The sequence below is a fragment of the Actinopolyspora mortivallis genome, assembly GCF_003001495.1.
GTDB lineage: Bacteria > Actinomycetota > Actinomycetes > Mycobacteriales > Pseudonocardiaceae > Actinopolyspora > Actinopolyspora mortivallis_A.
Map to the genome: position 1 here is coordinate 27,941 of NZ_PVSR01000035.1, position 16,426 is coordinate 44,366.

The window sequence follows — 16,426 nt, forward strand, 5'->3', positions numbered from 1 at the left end:
GGCGGATCTGATCGTGCCAGAGTCCGGATGGGGGAAAGGACCCGTGGTGATCCCGGTGCGGAGGTGCCCGGGGCGTGTTCGCAAGCCTGCCGGGGCGAGTGTGGTGGCCGACAATGGGACGGATGAACGGGCGTGAACGGGTCGAACCACTTCCGGAGGAACCGAGGAGCGGTTCCGGGCGCAGAGCACAGTTGCTGTCCATCGCCGCCCGGTTGTTCGCCGAACAGGGTTTCACGGCCACGACGGTCCGGGAGATAGCCGAGCAGGCGGGCATCCTCTCCGGCAGCCTCTACCATCACTTCGCCTCCAAGGAGGAGATGGTCGACGAGATCCTGCGTTCCTACCTCGGTGCCCAGTTGGCCGCCTTCCGGCGGGTGACCGAGGAAGGGGGTGACCCGCGCCAGGAGCTGACCGGACTGATCAGGGTCTCCTTCGCCGCGTTGCCCAGGCACCGCCGGGCCATGGCGATCCTGCACCACGAGGGGGACTACCTGGCGGGCTTCGCCACGTTCGAGTACCTGGGCAGGGCCGACAGGGAGTTCGAGCGCATCTGGGTGCGGGTGCTGCGTGACGGCCAGCGTCGTGGGGTCTTCCGTCCGGAGCTCAACCCCGGGCTGGCGCATCGCCTCATCAGGGACTCGGTCTCCTCCGCCGTGCGGTGGTACAACCCCACCGGGCGGACGAGCGCGCGGGCCATCGCCGAGCACTACACCCGGATCTTCTGCGACGGGGTGGTGCTCGGCGAACGGGAGTGACTCCGAAGGACACCCCGTTTTTCCCGCATGCTGGGAAGTGTGGGGTTCGTGCGGGGGGTGATTCCGCCTCTTCGGGCTCGCGGGGAAGGGATCCGGGAAGATATGGCCGATGTCACATCCGGTGTTTTCCCGGTGCGGGAGATTTTTCTTTCCGCCGTTCGGAAGAGGATTCTCCACCGCGTGTGTCGTTCGTCGTGTTTTCGGGTGAAACCGGGAGGAACGAGTCCGGCCGGTTCTTCCGAGAAAGGAGGGGTGCGGCCGCGGGGGCGTCTCCTCTCGAAGGGGAGGAGGTTCGTTCCGGAGGCGCCGGGGGAGGGTGAGCCGGAGATCCCCCGGCGCAGGCGCCTGCGGGGCGAGGACCGCCGCCGGGGCGTGCCGGACGGTTCCTGCCGGGGAACGTGCGACGGGCGGTGCGGAACCGTGTGGGACGGGGCCGGTTCACGAAAAGGAAGAATCCGTGACCGATCCGTTTTTCGTGTCGATTCCTCCGTGTTGTCGTCTCCGTGGTGCGGTGTTGTTCGTCGCTTTCCGTGTTCCGTCGCGGGAGAAGGGCGGAAGCGTGGTTTCCCCGAATCACGACTGAGGGGAGGAATGCGTCGACCACCCGAATCGGCGTACCGTGAGTATGTCGCGTGCGGTTGCGGCTTGATCGCCGGACGCGGTCCACGGTACGAACAGCGGCAGCGGACGAGCGGGCCACGCCAGGGGTGCGCCGTCCCGCACGGTGAAGGGGAACTGGTCAAGTGGTGGCGACGAACGGACATCGACCCGAGGAACGGACGGAGACGCGTCGTAAGGCCAATCGCGTCGTGATCCGGTTCGCCGGGGATTCCGGTGACGGTATGCAGTTGACCGGTGACCGTTTCACCTCGGAGGCCGCGGCGTTCGGCAACGACCTGGCGACGCTGCCGAACTACCCCGCCGAGATCCGGGCCCCCGCGGGCACGTTGCCCGGCGTGTCCAGCTTCCAACTGCACTTCGCCGACTACGACATCCTCACCCCCGGGGACCGTCCCGACGTGCTGGTGGCGATGAACCCGGCGGCGTTGAAGGCCAACCTCGGGGACCTCCCCGACGGGGCCACGGTGGTGGTCAACACCGACGAGTTCACCAAGCGCAACCTGAAGAAGGTGGGCTACGAGACCTCGCCACTGGAATCCGGGGAGCTGGAGCGCTTCACGGTGCACCCGGTGGCGATGAGTGAGCTGACCAAGGGGGCGGTGGCCGAGACGGGGCTGACCCGCAAGGAGGCCGAGCGCTGCAAGAACATGTTCGCGCTCGGGCTGCTGTCGTGGATGTACTCCCGGCCCACCGAGGACACCGAGCGGTTCCTGCGGGAGAAGTTCGCGAGCAAGCCCCAGGTGGCCGAGGCCAACGTGCTGGCCTTCCGGGCCGGGTGGAACTACGGGGAGACCACCGAGTCGTTCGCGGTCTCCTACGAGGTGGCTCCGGCCAGTCTGCCCCGGGGGACCTACCGCCAGGTCACGGGCAACCAGGCGCTGGCCTACGGCCTGGTGAGTGCGGGCTGGCGCAGCGAACTCCCGGTGTTCCTGGGCAGCTACCCGATCACCCCGGCCTCGGACGTGCTGCACGAGATGGCCAGACACAAGAACTTCGGGGTGACCACCTTCCAGGCCGAGGACGAGATCGCGGGAGTGGGAGCGGCCCTGGGGGCCTCCTTCGGTGGTTCCCTGGGAGTGACCACGACCTCCGGCCCGGGGCTGGCGCTGAAGTCGGAGACGATCGGGCTGGCCGTGGCACTGGAGCTTCCACTGCTGGTGTGCGACATCCAACGCGGTGGCCCGTCCACCGGACTTCCGACCAAGACCGAACAGGCCGACCTGTTGCAGGCCCTGTACGGCCGTAACGGCGAGTCCCCGGTGGCCGTGGTGGCACCGCGTTCCCCGGCGGACTGCTTCGACATCGCCCTGGAGGCGGCGCGGATCGCGCTGACCTACCGCACACCGGTGCTGCTGCTGTCCGACGGGGCCACCGCCAACGGCTCCGAACCGTGGTTGATCCCGGACGTGGAGCAGCTGCCCGACCTGCGGGTCACGTTCGCCACCGAGCCGAACGCCTCCGACGGTTCGGGGGAGTTCTGGCCGTACGTGCGGGATCCGGAGACACTGGCCCGACAGTGGGCGATCCCCGGCACTCCCGGTCTGGAGCACCGGGTCGGCGGGCTGGAGAAGGTCGACGGCAAGGGCAGCATCTCCTACGACCCGGACAACCACGACGCCATGGTGCGGCTGCGCCAGCGCAAGATCGACGGCGTCGAGGTGCCCGACGTGGAGGTGGACGACCCGAGCGGGCAGGCGCGCGTGCTGGTGCTGGGTTGGGGGTCCTCCTACGGGCCCATCGGTGCGGCCTGCCGCAGGGTGCGCCAGCAGGGCATGGAGATCGCCCAGGCACACCTGAGGTATCTGAACCCGATGCCGTCCAACCTGGGTGAGGTACTGCGCGGTTACGACCGGGTGATCGTGCCGGAGATGAACACCGGACAGCTGGCCATGCTGCTGCGGTCGCGTTACCTGGTGGACGCCCGGTCCTACACGAAGGTGGCCGGGCTGCCGTTCCAGGCCGAGGAGTTGGAGAAGGTGCTGTCCGACGTGGTGCAGGGGAGCGAGCTGTGACGACGGATCTAGGGTTTCCCGCGGTGGATGGTCTGGCCGGTGTTCCGGCGGGCGGGCAGGAACTGTCGACCAAGGACTTCACCAGCGACCAGGAGGTTCGCTGGTGCCCCGGCTGCGGGGACTACGCGGTGTTGGCCGCGGTGCGCGGTTTCCTGCCCGAACTGGGCATTCCCCGCGAGAACACGGTGTTCGTCTCCGGAATCGGCTGCTCGGCCAGGTTCCCCTACTACATGAACACCTACGGGATGCACTCCATCCACGGCCGTGCCCCCACCATCGCCACCGGGCTGGCCACCACGCGTCCGGACCTCAACGTGTGGGTGGTCACCGGGGACGGCGACGGGCTGTCCATCGGTGGCAACCACCTCATCCACGCGTTGCGCCGCAACGTCAACATCACCGTGCTGTTGTTCAACAACCGCATCTACGGGTTGACCAAGGGACAGTACTCGCCGACCTCCGACCAGGGCATGGTCACCAAGTCCACGCCGGTCGGTTCGCTGGACACCCCGTTCAACCCGGTCTCGCTCGCCCTCGGAGCCGAGGCCAGTTTCGTGGCCCGCACCCTGGACTCCGACCGTGCGCACCTGACCGATACCCTGCGGGCCGCCGCGGCGCACCGGGGTTCCTCGCTGGTCGAGATCTACCAGAACTGCCCGATCTTCAATGACGGGGCCTTCGACGTCCTCAAGGACGCGGAGGAGAAGCAGCGCAGGCTCATCCAGGTGCACCACGGCCAGCCCGTCACCTTCGGCCCGGAGGACGAGCGCTACGGTGTCGTCCGCGACGACAATGGTGAACTCCGGGTCGCGAAGCTGGCCGAGGTCGACGAGAGCGAGGTCGTGGTCCACGACGCCCATCGCGAGGACACCAGCCACGCCTTCGCGCTCTCCCGGCTCGGGGGGCAGCACCTCGACCCCACGGTCACCGGAATATTCCGGGCCGTCTCCCGGCCGACCTACGACGACCAGGTACGGGCCCAGTTGACCGAGGCGGCGGAGCGCAAACCAGCCGACCTGCAGAAACTGCTCACCGGCAACAACACCTGGACAATCTGAGGTAGCGGAACTACCGACGGTGTCGGATCCGTCGCGGGTGTGTCCGCTCTATGCTCCCCGGGCAGACGTCCCGGGGGGTGAGCATGACCGATCCGGAAACCGTCGAGGAACAGCACATCAGCCGGTCCCTGCCTCCGGTGCTGATGTACCACTCGGTGGCCGAGTACGACAGCGATCCCTACAACGTGACCGTGCGTCCCGCACGTTTCGCACGTCAGCTGCGCTGGCTCCGGCTGCGGGGGTGGACCGGGGTCGGAGTCGGGCATCTGCTGCGGGCCCACCGCGCGGGTGACGCGCGTGGCCTGGTCGGCCTGACCTTCGACGACGGCTATGTCGACTTCGAAACCACCGTGGTCGAGCTGTTGCGCAGGCACGGTTTCACCGCCACCGTGTTCGTACTGGCCGGACGGCTCGGTGGGCACAACGGGTGGGACGGGGACGGGCCGACCAAACCGCTGATGACGGCGGAGCAGGTCCGGTGCGTGGCGGCCCGGGGCATGGAGGTGGGCTCGCACGGGTTGCTGCACCGGCGGCTGTCCACCCTGCCCCGCCACGAGGCGGTCGAGGAGATCCACCGCAGCCGTGCCGAGCTCGAGGAACTGGTGCAGGACGAAGTGAGCGGTTTCTGCTACCCCTACGGTGACCTCGACACGGCGACCGAGCAGGAGGTGCGGGCCGCCGGTTACTCCTACGCCTGCGCGGTCCGCCCCCCGCACCGGGGAGGGCTGTTCACCCTGCCCCGGATCTACGTGGGCGACCGTGACAACGGGCCCCGGCTGGAGATGAAGCGGTGGCGGGCCGCACTGCGGGAGTCCGGGTCCCTCCGAGTGGGTAGACATTCTCCCCACGGTGTATGAGGCGTTCCCGCCGACAAGAGTGTCACCGTCGACCCGGATGTCCGGAAACACCGTCTGCTCCGGGGAGGGATCGTGGAGGGTTTTCCGCTGTCGTTGGCGGTCAACGGTCGAGAGTACGAGTTCGCCGACAGGTTGGTGAGCTATTCCGCCGTGGAGTCCGGTCCCTCGGCGTCCGCGGTGACACCGGAGTCGGTGGCGGTGGTCGGACTCGGCTACGTGGGGCTGCCGACCGCCGTGGAGTTCCACACACAGCACGTCCGGGTGGTCGGTGTCGACGTCAGCCCCGACCGTCTGGAGAACATCCGGCGGGGAGAGGTCGACCTGGCCGAGTCCGACCGGCGGCGGCTGCGCGCGGGCCTGGAGAGCGGTGACATCCGGGTGAGTTCGGACAGTTCGCTCATCGGCTCGGTCGAGGCCGTGGTCATCTGCGTTCCCACACCGGTCGGAGCGGACAACACGCCGGACCTGGGAGCCCTGCGCGAGGCGTGCCTGGGGGTCGTCGAGCACATGCGTGCCGGGCAGACCGTCGTCCTCACCTCGACGAGCTATGTGGGAACCACCCGGGAGCTGGTCGCCGAACCGCTGCGACGGCGTGGTTTCACGCCCGGCGACGACGTGTACGTGGCCTTCAGCGCCGAACGCATCGACCCGGGCAACCCGGACCACCGGCAGCAGGACACCCCTCGGGTGCTGGGCGGGATCACCGAGAGCTGTGCCAAGCGGGCCGCGAGCGTGATCAGCTGTGTCACCCGCTCCGTGTTCCTGGTGAGCTCGCCGGAGGCGGCGGAGCTGACCAAGCTGTACGAGAACGTGTTCCGTGCCGTGACGCTGGCGGTGGCCAACGAGTTCGCCGAGGTCTGTCGGGGGTTGGAACTGGACCCCATCGAGGTGACCCTGGCCGCGGGGACCAAGCCCTACGGGTTCCTCGGGGGGTTCCCCGGCCCGGGGGTGGGGGGACACTGTATCCCCTGCGATCCGTACTACCTGCTGTGGCAGCTGCGGGAGCGGCGGGCGGAGGCGCCGCTGCTGGAACAGGTGATGCGGGCGATCCGGCAGCGACCACACCAGGTGGTGCGGCGTGCCACGGAGCTGCTGCGGGAGCACGGTGTGGCGACGCCGAACTCGCGGGTGCTGGTGATCGGGGTCAGCTACAAGGCCGGAGTGGGGGACCTGCGGGAGTCCCCCGCCCTGCCGATCCTGGGCGGGCTGCGGGCCTCGGGAGCCGAGGTCGCCTACCACGACCCCCTGGTTCCCCGGGTCGAGCTGGAGGACGGCACCGAGCTGGTCGACACCGAGCGTCCGGAAGAGCAGCGGTGGGATCTGGTGGTGGTGCACACGCTGCACCCCGGAGTCGACTACGACTGGGTAATCGATTACCCGCTGGTGCTGGACGCCACCTACCTGTTCGACCGGGTCCCGCACCGTCGGCTGTTGTGAGGAGGCGCCGTGTTCGTCCGTGAGGAAGACCGCCCGACCACGCCCGCCGGTATGGACACGAGCTCGCCGGCTCTGGTGTTCAAACTGGACGACAATCCGCTCCACCACGGTGGTCTGGGGGTGATCCGGAGTCTGGGGCGCCTCGGTGTGCCCGTCCACGCGGTGTGCGAGAGCCGGTTCGTTCCCGCCGCCGGTTCGCGTTACCTGCGTGGCTACTGGCGCTGGCGGGCCGCCACTGCCTCCGCCGAGGAGGTGCTCGACGGCCTGAGTCGGATCGCGCGCCACCTCGGACGTCCCACCGTGGTCATCCCCACCGACGACGCCGGAGCCATTCTGCTGGCCGAGCACTCCGAGCGGGTCCCGCCGGAACTGCTGTTCCCCGGTTCGCCCGGCGGTCTGCCCCGCAGGATGGCGGGCAAGGACTCGTTGTCCGAGTTGTGCGCCCAGTACGGGATCCCGACCCCCGTGACGGAGACGGTGTCCACCTGGTCGGCGGCCCGCTCCTTCGCGGCCGAGGTCGGTTGGCCCCTGGTGGTCAAGCTGACCACGCCGTGGCGGGCCCGCGGACGTCCCCGTCCTCCGAGTACGAGCGTGGTGAACGACCTCGACCGCCTGCGGGAGCTGTTCGAACGAGCCGGACAGCCACTCCTGCTGCAGGAGTTCCTCCCCGACAGCGGGCACGAGCGTTCCGCGCGGGACTGGTTCTTCCACGGCTATCGGGGGGTCCACACCGACGAGATCGTGGGTTGCACCGGTGTGAAGGAGCGCTCGTACCCTGCCGGAGCCGGGCTGACGAGTTGTGGACGTTGGGCGAACAACCCGGAGCTCGCACGTTCGGCCGCGGCGTTGCTCCACGACACGGGCTACCGCGGTCCGGTGGACATGGACTGGCGCCGGGACCCGCGTGACGGGTGTTACAAGCTGCTGGACTGCAACCCCCGGCTGGGGGCCCAGTTCAGGTTGTTCAGTGACGAGTCCGGCCTGGACCTGGCCACCGTCACCTATCTGGATCTGACCGGGCAGCCTCTCCCGAGGCTGGAGGGAACCGACCGGCGCTTCGTCGTGGAGAACTACGACCCGCTGGTCGCGCTCGCCGACCGCGGTGCCGACGGCCCCCCGCTCCGTGAACGGCTCTCCCCACTGTGGCGGGCCGAGGAGAGGGCCTGGTTCGCGCGCGACGACCTCCTGCCGTTCGGGTTGATGTGCCTGCGTATGGGATGGCGCGCGTTGACCCGGCGTGTTCCGTTCCCGAGTCGGCAGAGGCGGGGACGTCCACCGCGATTCCGTCGGGCACGGGCGACACCCCGGGGACCGGTGTCCTCGGGGCAACGGGTCGGACAGGAAGAACACCGAGTCGAGGGGGTCCGAGGATGAACGAGACAGTGGACGTCGCCGTCGTCGGCGCCGGGCCGTACGGCCTGTCGCTGGCCGCACACCTGCGTGCCGCCGGCGTCAGCCATCGCCAGTTCGGGGTGCCGCTGAACCTGTGGCGCACCGCCATGCCACGGGGCATGTACCTGAAGTCCCAGGGCTTCGCCTGCAGCCTCTCGGACCCCCATGCCAGTCACACGCTGGAGACCTTCTGCCGGGAGACCGGTCGGGTCTACGCCCACATCGGTGTTCCGGTCTCGCTGGACACCTTCCTGGAGTACGGCACGTGGTTCGAGCGCAACCACGCCCCCGACGTGGAGCAGGTGCTCGTCGACCGGCTCCGTCGGACCGGGGACCGCTACGAACTCGAACTGACGGACGGTCGTACGGCGAGCGCGCGGAACGTGGTGGTCGCCACCGGGGTGGAGCACTTCGTGCGGATGCCGGACGTGCTGGCCGAACTGCCCGCCCACCTGTCCTCGCACGCCAGTGCCCACGTGGATCTGGGGGTGTTCCGGGACCGCGAGGTGGCGGTTCTGGGAGCGGGACAGTCCGCGTTGGAGACCGCGGCCCTGCTGCGCGAGTCGGGAGCCTCGGTGCGGATCGTCGCCCGGCGCGGGCGGATCGCCTGGAACGGACTTCCTCCGGCCGAGGAACGCAGCCTGCGCAGCAGGCTCCGCGAACCCGAGGCCGGCCTGGGAACCGGATGGGCCACCTGGTTCTACTCCGAACACCCCGAGTTGTTCCGGTTCCTGCCGCCCGCCACCAGGGTGAGACTGGCCCGTACCGCGCTCGGCCCCGCCGGTGCGTGGTGGCTGCGGGACAGGGTGGACGGAAAGATTCCCATGCTGCTCCAGCGTGAAGTGGAATGGGCGGATCCGACGGGGGACCGGGTGCGACTCGGGCTGCGTCGGGGCAGCGAGACCAGCACACTGTCGGTGGACCACGTGATCAGCGCGACGGGGTACCGCCCCGACCTGGGACGGTTGTCCTTCCTCAGTCCCGAGCTCCGCGCCGGGGTGAGCACGCTGGACCGCACGCCCCGCGTGGGGTCCGACTACCAGTCCTCCGTACCCGGACTGTTCTTCGTCGGCCCCGCCGTTGCCCCGAGCTTCGGCCCGGTGATGCGGTTCGTCTACGGGGCCCACCACGCCTCCCGGGCGGTGACGGCGCGGATATCACCGGCCCGGGAACGCAGGGCCTTCGCCGTTCCGGGGACCCGCTGATGACCCGCCAGCTGCCCCGTCGGGACGTGGGGGGCGACGACACCGCCAGGCCCGGGACGGAGACCACGTGGTCGCACCGGCCCGAGGTCCCGCTGCCGGGTCGGTGGGTGCGTCTGCTTCCCCGGAGACTGCTGCTGGGCACGGACGTTCTGGCGTTGTGTGCGGTACTGCCGTGGCTGGGAGTGGGGGCGGTGGCGGCGCTGGTCCACTCCTGCGGGGTGCTGGTGGTGCTCTCGGTGCGGGGGGCGCACCGGCTGCGTCTGTGTGCACGGGTCTCGGACGAGTTCGGACACGTGGTGCTCGCCAGCGCCCTGTCACTGGTTCCGTTGGCACCCGGCCTCGGGCCGGTGCGTACGGCCGTGCTCGGCGGGGGTGTGACGGGGGCGCTGTGCGGTGCGCGGCTGCTGGTGAGCGGAGTGTTGAGTACTCTGCGTGCTCGCGGCAGGCTCGTCGAGACGGTCCTGGTGGTAGGCGGCTCCGACGCGGCGGGGGAGATCCTGGGGGCTCTCGGGCGGCACCCGGAGTTCGGACTGCGCCCGGTCGGGGTGCGTCACCGCGGCAGTACCCCCGAGAACGGGCCGGGGATCGCGGAACCGGCCGAGCTGGAGGGACTCGTCCGACGGTACGGAGCGACCAGGGTGATTCTCTGCCCGGAGAGCTCGGAAGCGGACGAGCTCGTCGACGCGGTACGACGCTGCCGCCGCCTTTCGGTGGACTTCTGCGTGCTGCCGAGGCTTCCGGACCTCGGTCTCGCCGTGCCGAAGGCGACGCTGGACGAGGTGTGGGGGATCCCGTTGCTTCCACTGCGTGTGGGGGCCCGGACGGTGGGGGCGCGCTCGACCAAGCGGGTGTGCGATCTCGTTCTCGCGGTTCCCCTGCTGGTCGCGGTGACACCGCTGTTGGCGGTACTCGCCGCACTGGTGCGGCACAGCGGTGGAGGCAGCCCCCTGTTCCGCCAGGAGAGAGTCGGCAGGGACGGGGGGCTGGTGTTGGTGACGAAACTGCGCACGGTGCTGGCGGTGGACGAGCACACCGGCTGGAGGCCGTTGCCGGAGCAGTGCGGGCGCCTGGGCACGTGGTTGCGCCGTACTCACCTCGACGAGCTCCCCCAGCTGTGGGATGTGGTGCGCGGTCGTCTGTCACTGGTGGGCCCACGACCGGAACGGCCGTACTACGCGGTGCGCTTCTCCGCCGAGATCCCCCACTATGCCGACCGGCATCGCGTCACAGGGGGAGTCACCGGTTGGGCACAGGTGAACGGTCTGCACGGCGACACCTCGATCGCCGAACGGGCCCGTTTCGACAACCACTACATCGAGTACTGGACGCCGTGGACGGACCTGGTGGTGCTCGTGCGCACGGCGGGGGTGCTGGCGGGATTCGGGCAGGGACACAACGAACACGAGGAGGCCGGGAGTGCGAGTACTACACGTGATCACGGGTTTGGGTGTCGGTGGTGCCGAACTGCAGTTGTACGAACTGGTGCGGCGCAGCAGACACGACTGTGAGGTGGCCGCGCTGTACAACGCGGGCGAGGTGGCCGGGATGATCTCCGAGGCCGGGGTCCCGGTGCACGACCTGGGAATGCGCAGCAACACGGAGCCGAGCGTGCTGTACCGACTGCGTTCGTTGATGCGCTCCGGAGGGTTCGACGCGGTGCACACTCATCTCTACCGCTCCTGCGTCTACGGCCGGCCGGCCGCGCGCCTGGCGGGGGTGCCGGTGGTCGTCGCCACCGAACACTCCATCGGACAGACCCATCTCGAACGCAGACGTATGACCACCGGGGTGCGGCTGCTCTACCTGGCCAGTGAGCGGTTCGGTGACACCACGGTCGCCGTCTCGGACACCGTGGCCGAGCGGCTGCGGCGCTGGGGGGTGCCCGCACGCAGGATACGGGTGGTTCCCAACGGGGTCGACTTCGACCGGGTGACCTTCGACCCGGTAGCCCGCCGCCGTACCCGCGCCGAGCTCGGTCTGTCCGAGCGGGAACGAGTCATCGGGGTGCTGGGCAGACTCGACCCGAACAAACGTTTCGACCTGCTCATCGAGGCGGCCGCTCCCCTGCTCGACGAGCACACACGGGTGGTGCTGGTCGGCGACGGCCCCGACCGGCAGCGACTGGAACGGATCGCGCACGAACACGGGGTCTCCGACCGGGTGCTGTTCGCCGGGCAGCGCAGCGACGTCGCCGCGGTGCTGTCGTCCTTCGACCTCTTCGTCGCCTGCTCGAAGCAGGAAACCTTCGGGCTCTCGGTGCTGGAGGCGTTGGCCAACGGGCTCGTCGCGCTCTACACCACCTGTCCGGCCCTGGAGGGAGTGGACACCGACCGGGCCGTCGAGGTGGAGGGGACTCCGGAACGGCTCCGTGCCGCCCTGCGGGACGAGCTGGAGGCACAACGCCCCCGTGCGCAGGTGGAGCAGCTGCGCACGCTCTACGGCATGGAGGCGGTGACCGAGCGCCTCGACTCGTTGTACGAGCACCTGTTGGCCCGCAGGGGCGGCAGCTCCTCCCAGACGGGCAGGGCGGGAGACCTCACGACCGGTCCGACCACCACGGGGGTGCACCGATGAGGGCGCTGGTCACCGGAGCCGCCGGTTTCCTCGGCTCCCACCTGGTCGAGCACCTGCTGGAGAACGGGCACACCGTGGTCGCCCTGGACGACGGGAGCACGGGGGACTGGCGAAATCTGGACTCCGCTCCGACCCGGCGGCTGCACCGGGTCTCCGGGAGCGTGCTCGACGCGCGCACCGTGGACGAGGCGGCCGCGGGCTGCGACGTGATCTTCCACCTGGCCGCCGCCGTGGGGGCCTTCGTCATCCGGGACCGCACGTTGGACAGTCTGCTCACCAACATTCACGGAACCCAGCACGTCATGGAGGCCGCCTCGCGGCACGGCGCACGGGTGCTGCTGGCCTCCACCAGCGAGATCTACGGCAAGAACGACAAGGTGGGACTGACCGAGCAGGACGACCGGATCGTGGGTTCCCCCCTGAAGTCCCGTTGGTCCTACTCGGAGGCGAAAGCGGTCGACGAGAGTCTGGTGCGGGCCTGGGACGAGGAGCGGGGCGTGTGGTCCGTCACGGTGCGCCTGTTCAACACCGTGGGACCCCGGCAGAGCGGCCGCTACGGGATGGTCCTTCCGCGTTTCGTGTCCAAGGCGCTGCACGGAATGCCGTTGACGGTCTTCGGAACGGGGGAACAGATCCGGTGCTTCTGCCACGTCGCCGACGTCGTTCCCGCACTGCTCGACCTGGTCCGTACCGAACGCGCCCGTGGTCACGCGGTGAACCTGGGCAGCGCGGAACAGGTGTCCATCGTCGGGCTGGCACACCGGGTGATCGCCCTGACGGGATCCCGCAGCGGGATCGAGTACCACTCCTACGAGGAGGTCTACGGCAGCGGCTACGAGGACATGCAACGTCGGGTTCCGGACTGCACGCTCGCGCGGGAGCTGGTCGGTTTCCACCCGGCGCACGACACCGACTCGATCATCCGTTCCGTGATCGACGAACACACCCGCACCGCAGACCGGACCGCGGTGGCTTCCTCGCTGTCCGGTCGCGAGTGACCCGCGATTGGTGAGGGTGATGTGTGCCGGTTCCGACTCCTCGGGGTTTCGCCGCCGGATGCGTCTCGGTGGCTGGCGGACCGGTCTGCTCACGTGTGTGCCCGCATTGGGGTTGGTGTTGTTGATGCTGGTGTGGTCGGTCGAGTCCGGACCCCGGTCCGGCCCCTCCTCCCACTCCGGGACCGAGGTGGTGGCGGCGCTTCCCTTCTGGAACCTCGAACGGGGGAGAAGCGCGGTGCTGCGGCACAGCCGCGTGTTCAGCGAGGTGTCACCGTGGATGTACGGTCTGGACTCCCGGGGCGGGGTCGTCAGCCAGCTGCCCGCCGAACGCGCCGCGGCGGCGGACTCCCTCGTGAACGGGATGCGGGACACGCGGCTGCGGCTCACCCCCACCGTGGCGAACATGACCGACGGGCGCTGGTCCTACGAGGCCGTGGCACCGGTACTGCACGATCCCCGACGCAGGAGGGAGCACGTCCGCGAGGTCGTCGACCTGGTGCTGCGCAACGACTACGCCGGGGTGGACATCGACTACGAGGAACTCCGGGCCTCCGACCGCGCGGCCTTCAGCGCACTGGTCCGTCGGCTCGCCGCGGCCCTGCACGCCCACGACAGGTCGTTGTCCGTGGCGGTGTTCGCGAAGGCATCCCGGAACGGCTACGACGAGCGCAACGTGGCCCAGGACTACGCCGCGATAGGTCGGTTCGCCGACCAGGTCCGTCTCATGGGCTACGACCGGCACTGGTCCACCTCCGCCCCCGGTCCGGTGGCGCCGGTGGACTGGATCCGCGAGGTGGTGGCCTACGCCCGGGACACCATTCCCGCGCACAAGATCGTGCTGGGTGTGCCGCTCTACGGATACGACTGGTCCGAGGGGCACGGTGAGCCCGTGACCTGGGCGGATGCCATGCGGCTGGCGCGGGAGCACGACGTCGAGGTGCGGTTCGACGAGCAGAGCGCGACACCCTGGTTCCGCTACACCGATGCCGAGGGGAACGGTCACGAGGTCTGGTTCGAGAACGCGACCAGTTCCCAGGCGAAGTTCGAGGTGGCGGACCGGACCGACATCGGTGGCGTCTACCTGTGGATGTACGGAGCCGCGGACCCGGGTACCTGGACGCAGTTGCGTCGCGTGTTCTCCCGGGGAGAGGAGGGGCGATGACCTCCGGGACCCGTGCCCCGTCCCGTGTCCCGAGCGAACGGCGGGGGAGGTGGCCGTGGTGATTCCGTGGTGGCTGTTGGCCGTCCTGGTTTTCGGGACCAACTTCGTGCTCTGGGGTGGGGTGGGGCTGCTGCGTGCCACGAGCGCCCTCCTCGGCTGGGTGCGCACCCGTGTGCTGGCCCGGTCGTGGTTGCTGCGCGCGCTGTCCGACCTCGGGAGGCTGTGTTCGCCACCGCGGGCGATCTCGGAGACGGTTCCTCGACGGGCGGGACGGATCGGAGTCGAACGAGTGGCCGTGCTCATGGCCGCGCACAACGAGGAACTGGTGATACGCCGCAGCCTGGAGTCGGTGCTGGCGCTGGTGCCCGCCGAGAACGTCCACGTCGTCTCCGACGGCTCCACCGACCGCACGGTCGAGATCGCCGAGAGCACGGGGGTGAACGTGATCAGCACCCGGGCCAACGTGGGGAAGGCCGGGGCGTTGCGGGAGGCAGTGGAGCGTTTCGAGCTGGTCGAACGCTACGCGTTCGTGCTACTGCTCGACGCCGACACCAGACTCGACGACAACTACTTCCGTGCGGCACTGCCCCTGTTCGAGAACCCGGAGGTGGCGGCGGTGGCCGGTTTCGTCCGCAGCGACTGGGACCGGTCCGGCATGTCGTTGTTGGGACGGTTGCTCGTGTGCCACCGGCAGCGGATCTACGCGCTGAGCCAGTACCTGCTCAAGTTCGGCCAGACCTGGCTGCGCTGCAACGCCACCCACATCGTTCCCGGATTCGCCAGCATGTACCGCACGGCGGTGCTTCCCTTCATCGAGATGAATCCGCCCGGGCTGGTGATCGAGGACTTCAACATGACCTTCGAGGTCTATCAGAAGGGCCTGGGCAAGGTGGGTTTCACCCCGCGGGCGGTGGCCTACACCCAGGATCCCGACAATCTGCGGGACTACGTGCGACAGACCAAACGCTGGGCCCTGGGGCTGTGGCAGACGGTGAGACGGCACCGCCCGCGGCGCAACCTGTTCAGCTGCATGGTGTTCCTGCTGATCATGGAGCTGCTGACCAGCAGCCTGATGATGGTGCTGCTTCCGGCGGTCCTGCTGTTGCTGCTCGTGCCGGTGCTGTTTCCGGAGTTCGCCGCCGACTCCGTCCTCGGTCCTCTCCACGAGGCGGTGTCCGGGCACGTATCACTGGTCACTCTGCTGTTCGGGGTGGTGCTCGTCGACCTCCTGCTGAGCCTGCTGGCGACACTGCTGTTGCGCCGTCCCCGCTTCCTCGTGTTCGGGGCCTTCTTCCTGGGGCTGCGTGTCCTGGACTGTGCGTTGTCGCTGTACACCCTGCCGTTGGCTTGGTTGACGAGGTCGACGGGCCGGTGGAGCAGCCCGGGTCGGAGAGTGCCCCCGGGCGGTGCGACGCTCGCAGGCCCCGCCGTGGCCCACACCCTGCGTGGAGAGATCCTTCCCGGAGCCGGCGGCACGTCGAACGAGCGTGCCTCCACCGGAGGTCCCTGAGGGGACTTTTCCCGGACCGTGTTCGTGCGTGCCGGAAGCCGCGGTTGGTCGGCGGACCGTGTCCCACGAGGGGCTCTACGGGATTCGTGACCTGCGATCGTGTGTGACCTGGGGCAGAATCCGATGTGAACACCGAAGGTCCGTGGGTGTGCCGGGGGGCGGGATGCTGCGTCTGCTGTTGGTGGACGAACAACGCATGTTCGTCGAGGCGCTGGGCCAGTGTCTGTCCACCGCGCCGGACCTGTGGGTGGCGGGCAGCGCCGACCCGTTCGAACAGGAACTGGCGGACAAGATCGCGGCGGCTCGTCCGGACGTCGTGACGGTGGACCTCGTCTCCTGCGGGACCGAGGCATCGGAGGTGCTCCGCCGACTGAACGAGGCCTGCCCCGCTGCGGGGATCGTGGTGCTGGCCTCGGGACCGGGACGGGAGCTGGCCGTGGAGGCGGCACGTGCCGGAGCGCTCGCCTGGGTGCCCAAGGAGCGCGGTGTCGCCGACCTGGTGACGGTGATCCGGGGGGTGAGCCGGGGAGAGGGGTGGTATCCCCCCGAGCTGTTGGGGACGGTGCTGCGTTCCCTGCGACGGCAGGACACCGGTTCCGGAGGACGGAGCGGGCCGCTGGAGTCCCTCAGCTCCAGGGAGCGGGACGTGCTGGCGGGGATGGTGGAGGGCAAACGATCCCGACAGATCGCCGAGGAGCTGTTCGTCTCGGTGCAGACCGTACGGACCCACACTCGCAGCATTCTCGACAAGCTCGACGTCCACAGCCAGATCGAGGCGGTCATGCTGGTTCGGTCGGGGGAGGGGACGAGGGACCAGACGTGATCGTGGGGCGACCGTCCCCAAC

The 16,426-nt window shown here is 69.2% G+C and carries 13 protein-coding genes; all 13 read left to right on the forward strand.

What is annotated here, in order from left to right:
- The first annotated feature begins 122 nt into the window (after positions 1-122).
- On the forward strand, positions 123-755 hold the full coding sequence (locus tag CEP50_RS16070) for a TetR/AcrR family transcriptional regulator (protein WP_258175325.1): 633 nt from the start codon (positions 123-125) through the stop codon (positions 753-755).
- A 743-nt stretch (positions 756-1,498) separates the two neighbouring features.
- On the forward strand, positions 1,499-3,388 hold the full coding sequence (locus tag CEP50_RS16075; RefSeq protein ID WP_106114765.1) for a 2-oxoacid:acceptor oxidoreductase subunit alpha: 1,890 nt from the start codon (positions 1,499-1,501) through the stop codon (positions 3,386-3,388).
- A complete protein-coding gene (locus tag CEP50_RS16080) occupies positions 3,385-4,446 on the forward strand; it encodes a 2-oxoacid:ferredoxin oxidoreductase subunit beta (protein WP_106114766.1) in 1,062 nt (353 codons plus the stop codon). The genes CEP50_RS16075 and CEP50_RS16080 overlap by 4 nt, the downstream gene beginning before the upstream one ends.
- An 83-nt stretch (positions 4,447-4,529) precedes the next feature.
- The gene (locus tag CEP50_RS16085; protein ID WP_106114767.1) at positions 4,530-5,303 is read left to right on the forward strand and encodes a polysaccharide deacetylase family protein; all 774 of its coding nucleotides are present in this window, start codon (positions 4,530-4,532) and stop codon (positions 5,301-5,303) included.
- A 72-nt stretch (positions 5,304-5,375) separates the two neighbouring features.
- Entirely contained in the window at positions 5,376-6,740 is a 1,365-nt protein-coding gene (locus tag CEP50_RS16090; RefSeq protein ID WP_106114768.1) for a nucleotide sugar dehydrogenase, read from the forward strand.
- 9 nt (positions 6,741-6,749) lie between these two features.
- Positions 6,750-8,114, forward strand: coding sequence for a carboxylate--amine ligase (locus tag CEP50_RS16095; RefSeq protein ID WP_219905514.1), 1,365 nt, complete (start codon positions 6,750-6,752; stop codon positions 8,112-8,114).
- Positions 8,111-9,337 (forward strand): FAD-dependent oxidoreductase, encoded by a 1,227-nt coding sequence (locus CEP50_RS16100; protein WP_106114770.1) that lies wholly within the window; start codon positions 8,111-8,113, stop codon positions 9,335-9,337. The genes CEP50_RS16095 and CEP50_RS16100 overlap by 4 nt, the downstream gene beginning before the upstream one ends.
- On the forward strand, positions 9,337-10,845 hold the full coding sequence (locus CEP50_RS16105) for a sugar transferase (protein ID WP_106114771.1): 1,509 nt from the start codon (positions 9,337-9,339) through the stop codon (positions 10,843-10,845). The genes CEP50_RS16100 and CEP50_RS16105 overlap by 1 nt, the downstream gene beginning before the upstream one ends.
- Positions 10,754-11,911, forward strand: coding sequence for a glycosyltransferase (locus CEP50_RS16110; RefSeq protein ID WP_258175328.1), 1,158 nt, complete (start codon positions 10,754-10,756; stop codon positions 11,909-11,911). Before CEP50_RS16105 ends, CEP50_RS16110 begins: the two co-directional genes overlap by 92 nt.
- A complete protein-coding gene (locus CEP50_RS16115; RefSeq protein ID WP_106114773.1) occupies positions 11,908-12,909 on the forward strand; it encodes an NAD-dependent epimerase/dehydratase family protein in 1,002 nt (333 codons plus the stop codon). The genes CEP50_RS16110 and CEP50_RS16115 overlap by 4 nt, the downstream gene beginning before the upstream one ends.
- A 97-nt stretch (positions 12,910-13,006) precedes the next feature.
- Entirely contained in the window at positions 13,007-14,071 is a 1,065-nt protein-coding gene (locus CEP50_RS16120; protein WP_258175329.1) for a glycosyl hydrolase family 18 protein, read from the forward strand.
- 55 nt (positions 14,072-14,126) lie between these two features.
- Positions 14,127-15,581, forward strand: coding sequence for a glycosyltransferase (locus tag CEP50_RS16125; protein WP_106114775.1), 1,455 nt, complete (start codon positions 14,127-14,129; stop codon positions 15,579-15,581).
- A 142-nt stretch (positions 15,582-15,723) separates the two neighbouring features.
- Positions 15,724-16,404: a LuxR C-terminal-related transcriptional regulator gene (locus CEP50_RS16130; RefSeq protein WP_219905515.1), complete on the forward strand. Its 681-nt coding sequence runs from the start codon at positions 15,724-15,726 to the stop codon at positions 16,402-16,404.
- The last annotated feature ends 22 nt before the right edge of the window (positions 16,405-16,426 follow it).